Source organism: Parabacteroides sp. CAG:2, assembly GCF_000436315.1.
Lineage (GTDB): Bacteria > Bacteroidota > Bacteroidia > Bacteroidales > Tannerellaceae > Parabacteroides > Parabacteroides distasonis.
The window spans coordinates 117222-132616 of the sequence record NZ_FR885284.1 but is presented as its reverse complement, the minus strand read 5'-3'; the positions used below and the strand labels follow the sequence as shown (position 1 = coordinate 132616).

At 46.3% G+C, this 15395-nt stretch carries 12 protein-coding genes; 4 read left to right on the top strand and 8 right to left on the bottom strand.

The features are described from left to right. Nucleotides 1-9 precede the first annotated feature (9 nt). Nucleotides 10-1527: a GH3 auxin-responsive promoter family protein gene (locus tag QVP94_RS07730; RefSeq protein WP_022192311.1), complete on the bottom strand. Its 1518-nt coding sequence runs from the start codon at nucleotides 1525-1527 to the stop codon at nucleotides 10-12. 80 nt (nucleotides 1528-1607) lie between these two features. Here QVP94_RS07730 and QVP94_RS07725 point away from each other — a divergent pair, with 80 nt between their 5' ends. After that, on the top strand, nucleotides 1608-2621 hold the full coding sequence (locus QVP94_RS07725; protein WP_005864022.1) for an ATP-dependent 6-phosphofructokinase: 1014 nt from the start codon (nucleotides 1608-1610) through the stop codon (nucleotides 2619-2621). Between the two features lie 63 nt (nucleotides 2622-2684). Here the strand turns inward: QVP94_RS07725 and QVP94_RS07720 are convergent, their stop codons facing one another. From QVP94_RS07720 to QVP94_RS07705, 4 genes are all read right to left on the bottom strand, one after another. Then, nucleotides 2685-5279 carry a T9SS type A sorting domain-containing protein gene (locus tag QVP94_RS07720; RefSeq protein WP_022192310.1) on the bottom strand — a complete coding sequence of 865 codons (2595 nt, stop codon included), beginning with the start codon at nucleotides 5277-5279 and terminating at the stop codon, nucleotides 2685-2687. Between the two features lie 81 nt (nucleotides 5280-5360). Further along, nucleotides 5361-6203, bottom strand: coding sequence for a ribonuclease III (gene rnc / locus QVP94_RS07715; RefSeq protein WP_005860695.1), 843 nt, complete (start codon nucleotides 6201-6203; stop codon nucleotides 5361-5363). Nucleotide 6204: 1 nt separating this feature from the next. Beyond that, nucleotides 6205-7470, bottom strand: coding sequence for a beta-ketoacyl-ACP synthase II (fabF, locus tag QVP94_RS07710; RefSeq protein WP_005860697.1), 1266 nt, complete (start codon nucleotides 7468-7470; stop codon nucleotides 6205-6207). 21 nt (nucleotides 7471-7491) lie between these two features. Beyond that, nucleotides 7492-7728 carry an acyl carrier protein gene (locus tag QVP94_RS07705; RefSeq protein ID WP_005639879.1) on the bottom strand — a complete coding sequence of 79 codons (237 nt, stop codon included), beginning with the start codon at nucleotides 7726-7728 and terminating at the stop codon, nucleotides 7492-7494. 154 nt (nucleotides 7729-7882) lie between these two features. Between QVP94_RS07705 and purN the strand changes: the two genes are divergently transcribed. After that, nucleotides 7883-8443, top strand: coding sequence for a phosphoribosylglycinamide formyltransferase (purN, locus tag QVP94_RS07700; RefSeq protein ID WP_005860699.1), 561 nt, complete (start codon nucleotides 7883-7885; stop codon nucleotides 8441-8443). Nucleotides 8444-8456: 13 nt separating this feature from the next. Here the strand turns inward: purN and pdxB are convergent, their stop codons facing one another. The 3 genes from pdxB to QVP94_RS07685 all read right to left on the bottom strand — a co-directional run bounded on the left by pdxB (nucleotide 8457) and on the right by QVP94_RS07685 (nucleotide 12913). Continuing rightward, nucleotides 8457-9566 carry a 4-phosphoerythronate dehydrogenase PdxB gene (gene pdxB, locus QVP94_RS07695; protein WP_008774318.1) on the bottom strand — a complete coding sequence of 370 codons (1110 nt, stop codon included), beginning with the start codon at nucleotides 9564-9566 and terminating at the stop codon, nucleotides 8457-8459. A gap of 316 nt (nucleotides 9567-9882) precedes the next feature. Next, nucleotides 9883-11082, bottom strand: coding sequence for an MFS transporter (locus QVP94_RS07690; protein ID WP_022192308.1), 1200 nt, complete (start codon nucleotides 11080-11082; stop codon nucleotides 9883-9885). 109 nt (nucleotides 11083-11191) lie between these two features. Then, nucleotides 11192-12913, bottom strand: a complete 1722-nt coding sequence (locus tag QVP94_RS07685; RefSeq protein ID WP_022192307.1) for a helix-turn-helix domain-containing protein — start codon at nucleotides 12911-12913, stop codon at nucleotides 11192-11194. A gap of 289 nt (nucleotides 12914-13202) precedes the next feature. Here QVP94_RS07685 and QVP94_RS07680 point away from each other — a divergent pair, with 289 nt between their 5' ends. Further along, nucleotides 13203-14621, top strand: a complete 1419-nt coding sequence (locus tag QVP94_RS07680) for a S8 family serine peptidase (protein ID WP_022192306.1) — start codon at nucleotides 13203-13205, stop codon at nucleotides 14619-14621. Further along, nucleotides 14534-15376: a S8 family peptidase gene (locus tag QVP94_RS07675; RefSeq protein WP_288213207.1), complete on the top strand. Its 843-nt coding sequence runs from the start codon at nucleotides 14534-14536 to the stop codon at nucleotides 15374-15376. The genes QVP94_RS07680 and QVP94_RS07675 overlap by 88 nt, the downstream gene beginning before the upstream one ends. Nucleotides 15377-15395: the final 19 nt, after the last annotated feature.

The window sequence follows — 15395 nt, the reverse complement described above, 5'->3', positions numbered from 1 at the left end:
CATACCGGCTTATAGAGACTGGTTAATGCGCAAAAGCTCCTCTATATGCGTGCGGTCGTTGCTGAGGCGTGGGATCTTGTGCTGCCCGCCTAATTTGCCTTTCTGCTTGAGCCATTCATAGAAAGCACCGTCGTGGGCGATAACGATTTCCAGCGGTTGAAGGGAGATCTCTTTATACCGCTTCGCCTCATAGTCCGAGTTCAGCTTTTGTAAGTTCAGATCTAATAAAGTGGCGAATTCATCGAGAGATTCCGGTTTCTTGTCAAACTCGATAAACCATTGGTGCCGTCCTTTCGCCTTATCCAGCATAAAAAGTGGGGCGGCGGTATATTCTTTTACTTTCGCCCCGGTTCGTAGGCAAGTCATGGCGATCGCCTTATCGGCGTTATCCACCATTAGCTCCTCGCCGAAGGCGTTGATAAAGTGCTTGGTACGTCCGGAGATAACGAATTTATGAGGGAATAACGAGGTGAAACGTACCGTATCCCCGATCTGATAGCGCCATAATCCTCCCGAGGTCGTGATTACCATCGCGTAGTTTTTCCCGGTCTCTACCGATTCCAGCGGCAACACGGTCGGATGGGCGCTACCCACCTCGTTCATCGGGATGAACTCATAGAAAATACCGTAATCCGGCATCATAAGCAAACTGGGGTCTGTCGGATCGTCTTGCAGCCCGAAGAAGCCCTCGGATGCGTTATAGGTCTCCATATAATGCATCTTATTCGATGGAATCAAGGTTTTATATTGCTCCCGGTAAGGCTCGAAACTGATTCCCCCATGGAAGAAGACCTCCAGATTAGGCCATACGTCCGTAAGATATTCCCTACCCGTTTTTTTCAATACGGCCTTGATCAATACCAACATCCAAGAAGGAACACCGGATAGGCTGTTTACATCCTTATTCCAAGTGTTCTCCACGATCGCCTTGATCTTGCTTTCCCATTCATCCATTAGGATAATGGGTTTCTTGGGGACGCGTATTAAATTGACGAGCGGATTGAGATTTTGAAGTAATACGGCGGATAAGTCGCCTTGATGAGCCTCGGAGTTTAGCGGGGAAGGGCTATGGCTACCGCCCAATATCAAGCCTTTCTTGGAGAAGAAACGGCTTTCTGGGTTGTTCCGCAGATAGATGGCTACGCAATCAAAGCCGCCTTTATAGTGGCAACCCTTTAATATCTCGGGGGTGACGGGCAGGAATTTACTTTTGTCGTTCGTGGTCCCGCTACTCTTAGCGTACCACCGCACCACCGAAGGCCAGAGAATATTCCTTTCTCCGTTTATCATTCGGGTGACATACGGCTTTATCTTGTCATAAGTCTGTAAGGGAAGACGTTGGCAGAAGTCAGAATAAGAGCGAATGCTTTTATAATCATATTTGAGTCCCCATTCCGTCTTGCGTGCCGTCGAAAGCAGAGCATGCAGCTGTTTGCGCTGGATATGGTCTATATCCTGCCCAAATCGTCCGATCTCCGTTTGTCGATGGCGGAAAAGGAGCGAAATCGTCTGTGTTAAAATATCCATGCTCTTTTTATTTGTTCGAGTGCAAATGTAGGCATTCTCTTTTTATTTATATCTTTGCTAGGTACTAAATTAACGTTACGATGAAAATAGGGATTCTCTCATCGGGTGGCGATTGCCCCGGTATCAACGCTACGATCCGTGGTGTTGGCAAGACCGCTATCATGCATTACGGCATGGAAGTGATAGGTATTCATAGCGGTTTTATAGGTCTTTTGAATAAAGACGTCCAAGTTTTCGATGAACGGAGCTTATCCGGCATATTAAATTTAGGGGGAACCATTTTAGGAACGTCCAGAGAGAAGCCTTTCCGTAAGCTCTTGGCCTCGGGAGATTCGGAAAAGCCGGAGATCATTAAGAAAAATTATGAGGAGCTGGGGCTGGACTGCTTGGTTTGTATCGGAGGAAACGGTACGCAGAAGACGGCCAATCTGTTATCTCAGATCGGATTGAACGTGATAGGCGTTCCCAAGACAATCGATAATGACATATGGGGTACGGATATTACGTTCGGTTTTAATACCGCCGTGAATATCGCCACGGAATCTATAGACCGTCTTCATTCTACGGCTAGTTCACATAAGCGGGTGATGGTCGTGGAGGTGATGGGCCATCATGCCGGATGGATCGCCTTGTATGCCGGGATGGCTGGAGGTGCCGACGTGATCTTACTTCCGGAATTGGGATACGATATCGATAAGGTGAACGAGGCGATCTTGGATCGGGCTCGCAGGGGCAAACCTTATTCCATCGTTGTAGTAGCCGAGGGTATCGAGACTCCGGATAAAAAGCGTCCTTCTGATTATATTACCCGGGCTATCGAGGCGGGAACGGGTATCGAGACCCGGGATACCGTATTGGGATACACCCAACGGGGTGGAAACCCCTCTCCGTTCGACCGTAACCTTGCGACTCGCTTGGGAGGCCATGCCACGGAACTGATCGCTAATGGTGAATTCGGACGTATGGTTTGTATGAAAGGAGATAGGGTAGAATCCATTCCCTTGTTAGAAGTAGCGGGAAAACTAAAATTAGTGACACCGGATCATGATTTGATCGTACAAGGAAAACGGATGGGGGTAACATTCGGGAAATAAAATAAAAAAGGTTGTGTGTCAGAGAACGCACAACCTTTTTTACTTTATACTAGTGGCGGCCGTTTATTTTTTAATACCTTGAACGGTTTGGCTCCCCTTTTCGGTAGTCAAGCGGAAGATATACATTCCAGTGGCAAAATCACCCGTGCTGAGACTGCTTCCCGGTTGCGGGATGCTACGTATCAACTTTCCATCGGCCCTGTAGATCTCAAGCGATTTCAGTTGTTGATAATTCTGGATCTGTACTTCATTCGAGAAGATACGTGGTTGAATGTCTACTTCTTCGCCTGTTGGCTTCAGTTCGTTACCTACGCTCGTTTCCGGAATTACCGTAGCCGGAGCGCTCTCGTCGGTACCATAAAGTGCCGTTACTTGGAGCAGAGGGGTACTTGTTGTCAGATTTTTCACCGTATAATTCCGTTGAGAAACAGGTAATGTCGTCAGTTCTCGGGTATCTTGATATACCTTATAACCGGTCAGCTCCGGAAAAGCCGTGATCAACTCTGCTTCTTGCGCATCAGAGGCGATAGCCAGTTTCCGGAATGATAATCGGCCCGTTCTCATGGGTTGCGGCTTCTCCGAGAAAGTGCTCGTGGAGAATACGGAACTTGAGGGGAGCTCACCTTCTTCCGCGCTTATTACGATCGATAACACAACATTGGCATCTAGCTCATCATCTGAGAATGTTTCCCATTTTTTTCCGTCCAAAGAATATAAATTCCCTTTTCCGTCGACTGCGGGGCCTTCATCGGAGCATGCCGGATATGTGTTATTGGCATAGCTTATCACATGAATGGCTACCAGTAAATCCTGCTTCGCGTCGATTACGAATGGTGTTTTAAGTGTGACCGAATTTATTTTACCTGATTTCAGTTGAGTGAAACTCTCTTCATACTCCCGGTTTCCCTGTTTGATATAGACTCCATAAGTGACCCCTTCCTGTGGATAGAAATTAACCTTCCGGATCGTTTTTTTATGTACCGGTTGTAGATCTTTCGTATCCCATTTCTGAGCGAAATAGAATGGATCTCCTCCGAGACCGAACTGTTGATAACGATCTTGTGATCCCCAACCAGCTATTTTTTCGAGGACTGGGGCATTCCATGTCAGTTGAATCTCACCCGTGGAGATCTGTTTGTATTTCAAATCAGTCGGACCTTCATACTCGTTTCCGATCGTTTTCCCATCCTGCGTCATTCCCTGCAACGAGGTGACGCCCGTTCCGAGTGGATCTAGCCAGACATCCATCCGGGCTGTATCATTATCACTGTATTTATTCCAGTGATAATACAATTTACCGTATAAATTCAATCCTTCGGGCAGTTCGCAACTGGAGCTTCCACCGCTCAGCGTACCTATAATCAAGCCTTTGCTATTAAATAAAGGCGAGCCGGAAGAACCTCCCTCGGTCACCCCGTGTCCGTTTAGCGTGGCATCGAAAGTCGCGTTCCAATGAGCGTTCGTGGCCCCGGTTTTCCCAACATCACTATTACGCCATGTAATCGATTCTGTCGGATAATTTCCATAGGTGGAGATTTTCATATAATCGCCGGAAGGATGATGGATGCCTACGCCCGAGAGTGAAAGCATATTTGAACGATCCCATCCGTTAAAGAATACATTATAATCGTCGGGGATCTCGTCGTTAAGCAACAGCAACAGTCCGTCGGAACCGTTTTCGACAGGGGTAGAGGCTTTCCGTGTACATCCTACCATGGTTTTTATCGGATAAATGGGTGACTCATTATCGCAGCCCACATGTTCTTGGTGGAAATAAAACAACCAGACCGCTAATTCCTCGGGAGTAACCGTCTGTTCGCCCAGTATATCTTGCGAACAATGGAAGGCGGATAATACATAAGGCTTTTTGTCATGGGCCGTATTATTTACCAGAGAAGCCGTACAAATATAGCTTCCTCCTTCTCCCTCTTTATTACGGATGTATTGAATCATTTGTATCACCCCCTTCTTTTGCTCCTGCCAATCGGCTCCCTCCTCGCAATTGATATTCACTTCGCAAGCTCCTGAAAAGTCGGCTCCCGGCGCTTCCTGTACTTCTGGCATGATCGCTTCAAGATGATTATACCCGTAACCGACCTCCCGGATGCGTAGTCGAGGTGTCTCGCCGGATGGTGCAGGTACATATTCGAGGATCACTTCATCGCCTGCTACGGCTTGGGTTGCGAACGGTCCGTTTTTAGGATGCGTACGATGCGTATAGGCACCCAATACTTGGGTTTTCGCTGCGTTATACAGGTATAACCGGGCACCTTTGGGTATATAAAAATCGGAGTAATACAGGATCAAGGCGATCGCTCCTTTCGCTTGAAGGTGAAGTTGCCATACTTGGCTACCGTCAGGTAGTGAAATCCAATCGCCGCTATTGGCGATGTCGAAGCTGGTTGGAATCGACTTGGCTACACGCAACGGAGCGCCTTGGCTGACCCTCCACGCATCGACCGCCTTGAGGTCTTCCACACTGAAATTCACTGGAACTTGTTCTGCTAGCTTTTCACTTCGAAGTGAACCTGCGAATTGAAAGCTGGGGGGGAGTCCTCCTTCGCTGATCTGCGCCAACGAACTTGAAATCGAGAAATAGCCGATATATAATATGCTGGTTATTAATATTCGGAGAAATTTACTGTACTGTTTTTTCATACATACAACTTTATATGAGCTTATTCTTATATAACTAAGAACTTGGGTATATCAAACGATATACCCAAGTTCTGCTATTTATCATACAGTTTCTTCCTCTGGGAGGTCAGAAAACTCTTTTTCATCGGTTAGTTCACCAGTCTTCTTTTTCTTTGTGGCAGAGATACGTTGCTGGAGTTCTTTGTCTGTCCGCAATCTTTTGACCGCCATTTTAGAAGCCGCTTGCTGGGATTCTTTTTTGGAGTAACCGATACCTATGCCAATTTGCTCGCCGAGCAATTTAATCGCGCTTTGGAATACAGGATTTCCATCATGATCCGTAAAAGACTCTATTAGATCGAACGAGATCGATATTTTGTTCTTTTGGCTCCATTCAATCAAGTTTGACTTGAAATTTATCTCTTTCCGGACGAGTGTATCTACATCGATATACTTTTCTATCATCACGTCACGGATAAACTTATAACAAACGTCATAACCTTGATCCAGATAAATAGCGCCGATCAAAGCCTCGAGCGCATTACCATACATATGATTGTTATGAGAGTTTATCTTGGTTGAATAGACTACCATTTGATCGAGGCCGAGTTGTACGGCGACCTTATTCATCGTTTCCCGTTGTACGATCTTGGAGCGTGTGTTTGTCAAAAAGCCTTCCCGCTTATTCGGGTAGCGCTTATAGACAATATCGGCGACCGCCGCATCCAAAATGCCATCTCCTAAAAATTCAAGACGCTCATTGTTAAGCCATTTACCATCACCCGTCTCTACTGATGATGATTTATGCAACAAGGCCTGCTCGTAAATCTGGAGATTATCCGGATAAAAACCTAGAATCTTTGATAAAGACAAATAAGGCTCCCTACCTTTATTATGCAGGAGCCTTATTCTTTTATGTAGCTGTTTGTATAGCTTTCTAAACACGTTATTTCACGAATTTTTTAACAATGGCGCAAGCGTTGTGTCCACCGAAACCAAACGTATTCGATAAAGCGGCTTTCACTTCTCTCTTTTGAGCCTTATTGAATGTGAAATTCAGTTTATAATCTATTTCAGGATCATCGTCGCCTTCCGCATGGTTAATGGTCGGCGGGATAATACCATCGTTTATAGCCATAATACACAGGATCGCCTCTACCGCTCCGGCAGCACCAAGCAAGTGACCGGTCATTGACTTTGTAGAACTGATATTCAGTTGATAAGCATGTTCTCCGAACACATCTTTGATCGCCTTAACCTCTGAGATATCGCCTACGGGAGTCGATGTTCCATGAACATTGATGTAATCAATATCTTCCGGAGTCATTCCCGCATCTTCCAATGCGTTGCGCATAACCAGCTTCGCTCCTAAACCATCCGGATGAGAAGCGGTCAAGTGATAAGCATCGGCAGACATTCCGGTTCCAGCGATCTCGCAATATATTTTAGCGCCACGAGCCAATGCGTGCTCCATTTCTTCCAATACCAAGCAAGCTCCACCTTCACCCATCACGAATCCGTCACGGCTAGCGCTGAACGGGCGAGATGCGGTCTCGGGAGAATCATTACGTGTCGATAATGCGTTCATGGAGTTGAATCCACCTACACCCGATTCAGAAACAGCAGCTTCCGCTCCACCGGTGATGATGACGTTAGCCTTGCCTAAACGGATATAATTGAATGCGTCACTGATAGCGTTTGTAGAAGATGCACAAGCTGAGACGGTCGCAAAGTTCGGGCCGTGGAATCCATAAAGCATGGAAATATGTCCAGCCGCGATATCCGAGATCATTTTCGGGATGAAGAACGGGTTAAACTTCGGACCGATCGTATCCTTGATCTTCGCATAACTCAATACTTCCTCGTCAAATGTCTTGATACCACCGATACCTGAAGCGAAAATAACGCCGATACGGTTCTTATCTTCGTTATCCAAGTCCATTGCCGCGTCCTCGATCGCTTGTTTCGCCGCATCGATCGCAAATAAGCTATAACGATCACACTTGCGGGCCTCCTTACGATCCATAACTTTCAACGGATCGAAGCCTTTAACTTCGCATGCAAATTGTGTCTTGAATTTGGATGCATCAAACTGAGTAATAGGTCCAGCGCCACTTTTTCCATTGATAATACCTTCCCATGTTTCGGGGAGGGTATTACCAAGAGGAGTAATAGCTCCAAGACCTGTTACTACAACTCTTTTTAATTCCATACCTTTAGTTAAAAGGATTGATTACTTCGCGTTAGCCTCGATGTAAGCGATAGCGTCACCTACAGTTGTAATCTTTTCTGCTTGATCGTCAGGAATTGAGATACCGAATTCTTTTTCGAACTCCATAATCAATTCTACAGTGTCAAGAGAGTCTGCTCCTAAATCGTTAGTAAAGCTTGCTTCGTTTGTAACTTCTGTTTCTTCAACACTTAACTTGTCAACGATGATAGCTTTTACTCTTTCAGCAACTTCAGACATAACTTTTTCAATTTAGATTAATAAATACGAATATACTTTTTAAATTTGCAGTGCAAAGAAAAGAATTTTTTATGTTACAAAGCAAATTTAATAAGCTAAAAATGCGGAAAACTGCACATTTTTTCTTTTCTTGTGCATTTAAACATCTAAAAATATGAAAAACATAGCGATTTTTGCTTCCGGATCTGGTACGAATGCCGAGAACATCGCCCGATATTTTGCTAACAGTGAAAACGTTAATGTTGCGGTTGTTTTATCAAATAATCGTAATGTTGGCGTGCATGGGCGGGTAAATAAGTTGGGCGTACCTTCTTTCGTGTTTTCACGGGAGGAATTTATTGCCGGTGTGCCGATCTTGGAAAAGTTGGCGGAATATGATGTCTGCCTTATCGTGTTGGCCGGTTTTATGAATAAGATCTCAGACGTGATTCTTCAGGCTTTTCCCGGTAAGATCGTGAACATCCATCCCGCGTTACTCCCTAAATATGGCGGCAAGGGGATGTATGGCATGCATGTGCATGAGGCGGTCGTGAAGGCTGGTGAGCGGGAGTCGGGTATTACTATACATTATATTAATGAGCATTATGATGAGGGCGCTATCATCTTCCAGGCTTCTTGTCCGGTATTACCTTCGGATACGCCGGAGGAGGTAGCCTCGAAAGTGCATGCCCTGGAGTATGCGCATTATCCTCATGTGATCGAAAGTTTATTGTAAGGCTTTTTTGTCATTAGCCTACTTGAAAACCTAGTTTCTGGAGTACGGCGAATTCTTCCGGGTCAGCTTTGATCGCTTGGTAAGCATGGAACTCACGGGGATGGTCATACGCTGCCCTAAATCGCTCGAAATGATGAGGATTCGCTCTTAGTGCTTGGTCGATTACTTCTGGGTTGAAACTTCTCAAGATGGCTTCTTCCACCCGGTGCTCCTTGAATTGTCCCAAGTCGATGAACGGGTTGGTTGGGGCAGGTGGAATGACTTCCTTGATCTTTTCGATACGGATACCGAAAAAGCATCCTATATTCTCTAGGCACATTCGTGTCCCGTTCGCCTTCCCGTCGGCGGAGAAACCGGCTATATGAGGAGTGGCGATCGTGGCTTCCGACAGTAATTCCCGGTCGATATCCGGTTCGTTCTCCCAGCAATCGATGATCAGTTCGCTGACCTTGCCGGTTCGTTTGGCCTGCAATAAGGCCTGCGTATCATGTACGGCACCCCGGCAACTGTTGATAAACCATGGTTTTCGTTCCAATCTGTCGAAAAAAGCATGATCGGCGAGATGGCGGGTGGCGAAACGTCCCTCTTTGGTCAACGGCACATGCAAGGTTATGATATCCGCCTCTTTCGCGATCGTGTCTAAGGATACGAATCCATCCTCACCTTCCTGCTCGGCACGGGGCGGGTCATTGCGAAGCACACGCATCCCCATGGCCTCGCATAGCCTCTCCACGATACTCCCTACATGGCCTACGCCAACGATACCGATAGTCTTCCCTGCTAGTCTCTCTCCTTTGCGGAGGGCGATGGCTACCAAAGAGGATAATACATATTGCCCCACGGAAGCGGCGTTGCAACCCGGGGCGTTCTTCCACGTGATCCCTGCCTTCTCGCAATAATGGATATCGATATGGTCGTACCCGATCGTGGCTGTCGTGATGAGGCGAACCCGGCTACCTTCCAATAGCTCGCGTGTACATTTATCTATGCTACGTACGATCAAGGCATCCGCGTCTTTTATGTTAGTGGGTGTAAACTCTTTGGAGTCAAGGTAGGATACGTCCGCTATTGGCTCCAAGATCCCTTTTAGGTAAGGAACCGTGTTATCTGCTATTATTTTCATCTTATCAGCTTGATTATCGTTACGCGATATTAAGTAAAAAACAGGGGATATACAAGTGATGATGGCTTCTTGTCAATTTCTATATGCGCTTTTGTTCTCAGCCGAAAGATTCGGGAAAACACGTACGAGTTTCATCCAAAACACGTACGACTTTTTGAAAAAACATGTACGTGTTTTGACGGAAAGATTCTCGTGTTTTTTTGACGCTGATTCTTAGCTTCTTACGTGCGCAGTTCATGAGTAGGCTTATTGTATGGAATTAAAGCTTCTCGGCTTAACTAAGAACGGATAGATTAATGGAAGAGCCGTGCAGTACTTATCTCAGCTTGTGCCGATTGAAATGCGGCCCTGCCTTGAACAAAAAGAAAAACGTAGACAATACCGTAAGGCAAGCGCCGGACAGGTAGGCGTAGTTGAAGCCACCCAGCTCTTGTGCGATACTGCCCCCGGCCATCAACCCGATACCGATACCTACATCCCAACTAGTTAGATATGTAGACGTGGCCGTACCCCGCTGGTTATTGGGTGCCAGATTCACGAAAAGCGTGTTGAAAGCAGGGAACATGGTTCCGAACGCCACGCCTTGCGAGAGGGCTATACCTATGTAGAGATAAGAGGAAAATACCGGATTCCAATGCATCAACTCCTTGAGCGCCGCAAGAAGAAAGAATGTGGCCGCCGCCAAATACATCCCGAGGGAGATAACAAGCGTGATCCGTCCTTTATCCACTTGCCGTCCGGAGAACAGGCGGGAGACAGCGAGTCCCACGGCCATAAAGGTGAAATAAAGTCCGGAGTTTACGCTGATCCCGATCTCAGCGGCGTACATCGCTACATAAGTGGTAGTCATACCATAAGGAATGGAGAGCAATAATAGGGAGATACCCGCCCAAGTTCCCTTCACCAAGAAAAAGCGGTCTAGGGAGATCGGTTCTCGTTTGACCGGTTGCTTATAAGGAGTCTTGACCATATAGGCCATGATAAAACCAAGGCTTCCGGATAGCAACGAGCAGGAAAAGATCACGTCGTATGTGAAGTTCCCTTGCATGAACAGACCGATCATCGGCCCGAAACTCATGGCGATGTTATTGGCTAGGCCGTAATAGCCAATACCTTCCCCACGGCGGGAGGAGGGCAAGATGTCGATCAGTATCGTATTTCCGGCCACCGTCACCATGCCGAAGGCGAAACCGTGTACGACGCGTAAGGCGATAAAGAGGGTAAGCGCCGTGGCTACCATGTATCCGCCAAATATGGCGGTGAAAATGAAATAAGCCACCAGATATAAGGGACGGCGGGCGAAAGTATCCAGTAAATATCCGGCGAACGGACGGATACAGAGCGCCGCTAGCGTATAGCACGACAAGATAACCCCGATCATAGACTTCCCGATCATGAATTCTTCCTTCAGATAAAAAGGCAAGATCGGCAGGATTAGATAGAAAGCGAAAAAAAGCAGGAAATTCGCCGCTAGTATATAGCAAAAGCTGGGTGTGACGATCTTATCATTATTCATAGAGACGTGTCGTTTATAAATGACGCGAAATTAGATGAATTTATTGAATAAAAGGGCTTAAAGTAAGTTTTTTGTACGGGATTGGGACCGATTGCCGCAAATAGTTAATTTAATTCACATGTAAGGCTTTTTTATACTCGGTAGGCGTCATCCCGATCTTATTCTTGAAGAGGCGGTGTAAGGCACGTACGTTTCCCAATCCGGAATCGAGGGCGATGGCTTCTAGGTTGTAATAAGGATATTGTTTCATTAGCTGTATGGAGTGTTCCATGCGGAGGTTGCTGATATAGTTTGTGTAATAGTCTCCCGTATTGCTCTGTATCATCCGGGCAAAACGGTTTTTGTCCATGCGGAGCCGTTTTAGTACGTCCTCACGGGTAAGATCTGATTTTAGATAGAGTTTCTCCTTATGCATTATTTCTTCCAACAGGATGAAAGAATCTTGGTCGATTGGTTGATCTGGGTCAGTTTGTGTCTTGCTATCTGATTTGGGAAGTTCTTGTTGGTGCGATAGTTCTGCCTCTTTGTCACGTTCCTTGATCGCCAATAGCTCATTCTTGTAGGCTAGGAGTTGGTTTACTTGGTTCACTGTGATCTTGTTCTTTCGCTTGATGACCTTGCTGTTCCGGTACGAGATCCAAAGCAAGAGAATAAGGAGGATTATGATGCCTAGAGAGGCTCCGAGAAATGTGTTGCGCTGCTTCAGCTCCATTTCCTGCTTGATGATCTTGGTTTCCTTTTCGTTCGTCTCATAGGCGATGGCAAGTTCCATGGCCGCGTTTTCCTTGTCGCGGGCATACAGTTCCTTTCGTATGTTGGAGAGGCGATCACTGTATTGGAGAGCTGTTTTATAGTCGCCCATTAAGGAATAGGTATTCTTTAGCTTCGCTAGCATCACCGTATAATCTTTATTGATGGTATCTTGCGCCGGAGTCAGTCTCTCCCGTTCCAAGGTGTTATGGATCACTTGCTTATAATCATTTATTAATAGCAGGTAAGGGTCCGCTCTCGTTCTTCCCTGCGGCTTTTGGGCGAATTTGGTGGTGAGGAACTTTTGGTAGTAACTGGCCGCTGCTTGTTCCTCTCCGATCAGTTGATACGCTTCGCAAAGGAAGCTATATAAATAACCTAGGTGCATATCCACCCTTGTCTCTTGCATATCGCCTGTTTGTTCCATCTTTTCCAGAAGTGCCTCTACTTCCTTTCCGGTATTTATTGCTTCTTCATTTTTCTCCTGGATCATGATGTTTCGTAGCTTCTCCATATAAAGTGAGATCAACGTACACTTATCTTCCGGATCGGTGGTGCCTTGTAGCAGTTCAATCGCTTGGTCAAGTGTCTCGATAGCCTTGTCTTTTTGTGCCAGCTCGTTTTGTGCCCGTGAGATGGAGATCATAGAGGTAGCCTCGACGCTCTTATCGCATTGGGAGCGTGCGATCCGTATCGCTTTCGTGGCGTATTCTATGGCTTCGTTCTGGCGGGATAGCTCGATATAGCAATTACTTAGTATTTGGCAAACATTCATGTAGGCCGTGGAGTCGTTTTGTACGGAATCGGTGTGGAATGCGGCTAGAGCGTATTCCAGCGCTTTCTTCTCGTTTTTCAACCGGGCATATGCCCGTGACCGGATGATATGGGCTTTGTATTCCGGTATGATCCGTAGGTTCTCGGCACTATCGGCAAGGGTTATCGCCTTTTCGGGGGTTGCGATGATCTGATTGAATATGGATTGGTAAGATAATTTTTCTTGGGGGCGGTTATCTGCGGAAGGGTTTGCCGCTCTCAAGAGTACGATAGAAAAAAAGAATAAAGTTATATATGTTAGTTTCATTCATTTACTTTTTAATGAACAAAAATATAAATTTTTCTTTGATTTATAAGTATTTTTGGCAACGATTAGATATGAAAAGGGCCTAGTTTGCCTCGAATCCGGATTATATGTCATACTGTATTGGACTAAATGTCGTAAGGTAGCTGGGTCTCTTAATGAAAGTCCGCATTTAAAAGCCTTACTTTGTATCATAATAAGACAGATAAAATGGCGCATTTAAAATGTCGTGGCTGGCGTGATGAGATGAGCTTTACGTCTTAATTGAAATATAATGGAAAAGATGGTTAATATGAAGAAAAAATCTATTTTGTTATCGCTGCTTCTAGCGATTTTTGTGGTAGGAGGGATGTTCGCCCAAGAACCTACGCATTCCAAGATGTCTCCCTATACACGTATCCTTTTAGACAAATTAGCGAAGAAAGATACGGCGAACTCGTTGTTGAGGAGTTCTATCTCGGGAGATTATCTCTCGGCTTTCGTGAAGGTGGCGACGGATGAGGGATGGGCTTCCTTGGATTCGGCCGGGTGCCGTATTCGGACAAGGACGGGAGATATCGCTACGGTGTTGATCCCCCTGTCTGCCGTGGAGTCGGTGTCTGAGCTGGGTTGTATCCAATATGTATCCGCTTCACAACCTATGAGGGCCAGTATGGACTCGGCCCGTTACTACTCGGACGTGGCGGACGCCTATGCGGGGACTAAGCTTCCCCAGCCTTATACGGGTAAGGGGGTTATCGTGGGTATAGTTGACTCTGGATTTGATTTTACTCACCCGAACTTCTATGACAAGGAGGGTAAAGCGTATCGTATCAAACAAGTTTGGGATCAAACGAGTCCTTATAGTAAAGCGGAATACAGGACGGAAGAGGAACTGCTGGATGCGGCTTGCTCGTTTGATTCGTATGTGGAGACGCATGGTACCCATGTTGCGGGCATAGCTGCCGGAGGAGGGTTTGATACGCCCTATCAAGGTGTGGCAAATGAAAGTGAGATGATCTTGGTGGCTACTTCCATGCAGAATTCTGATATCGTAGACGGAGTGGACTATATATTCAGAGAGAGCGAGAAACAGGGTAGACCTTGCGTGGTGAATCTTAGTTTAGGGGATGGTATTGGAGGACACGATGGTACTAATTTTATGGATATAATGTTGGACCGAATGGTCGGGCCGGGTAAAATTATCACGGTGGCTATGGGAAATTCTAGGGACCTGCCCGTCTATACCGAACTGATGTCGCCTAGAGATACCTTGCGTACTTTTGTTAGCAGGTTTAATACGGGTCTTTCTTATGGCATGGTGGATATCTGGGCGGACGAGCCCGGGGAACCTTTTTCTGTTTGTCTGGATCTGTATGATAGTGAAAGCGATGAGATATTAAGTACGACCGGATTCTTTGCCTTGGATACAATGCCTAAGTCTTCTGTTTTTACTAGTGAGAGCGTGATGGTACGTTGGTGTATGAGGCGCAGATGGAATCTGAATTATATGTGTTTAATGGGAGATACCGTCTTTTTATTCAGTTCAATTATCCGGAAGGCACCAAAAATGAAAAGATATTCTTACTTCATGTGGCGACAAATAACACGCCGGTCCGGGCTTGGGGCAACAATGGCGAGAGTTTGTTTACGGATTTGGGAAAGGGAGATCCTTATACGATCGGAACGGGAGATTTTACTATCGGCTCTCCGGCATCGGCCAAAAACGTGATAGCTGTCGGGGCTTATGCCACTCGTATATGCCCGGTAAATGTAGATGGGGGTACCTCTTATTGGCCAGGTAATAGTTTGGGTGAGTTAACATCATTTTCAAGCGTAGGCCCTACGGTTGATAATCGCATGAAACCAGATATAACAGCACCCGGACTTTGGGTGGCGTCCTCTTATAACTCATTCTATCTGGAGGGTGAGACCGGTGAAGGAGACAAGGTATATCAGGCTCGTTATTCCACATTTAATGGACATAGATATCCGTGGGGCTATATGAGTGGTACATCAATGGCTTGTCCTTTCGTGACAGGCAGTATCGCTCTTTGGCTACAGGCGAACCCTACTTTATCCCCGGATGATATCAAGGATGTTTTTTCCCGTACGTCTGTTCAGGATAAGCCCCTCTCTTATCCGAACATGCAATGGGGATGGGGAAAGATAGACGTGTATAAAGGTTTGCTGGATATATTGGGAATCCCTACCTCTACGGAGAACGTATTCGAGGAGGCTCCGCAAGAGGCCGTGTCCGTATATGCTAGCGGTACGAAAGGAAGTTTCCATGTCCGTTGGGCGGAGGTCCCTAGTTCGTTCAGTATCCATGTGTATGACGCTTCGGGTCGTCATCTGTATGAAAAGAAGGTCGGTTTACCTGCGTCGGTGGATTACGCTGTTTCCTTGGGAAATGTCCAGCCCGGCGTTTATTTCATACGGATAGATACGGCAGAGGGTACGGTGGAGCGGAAGATACGCCTATAACCCGGACTCGTCTGGATCG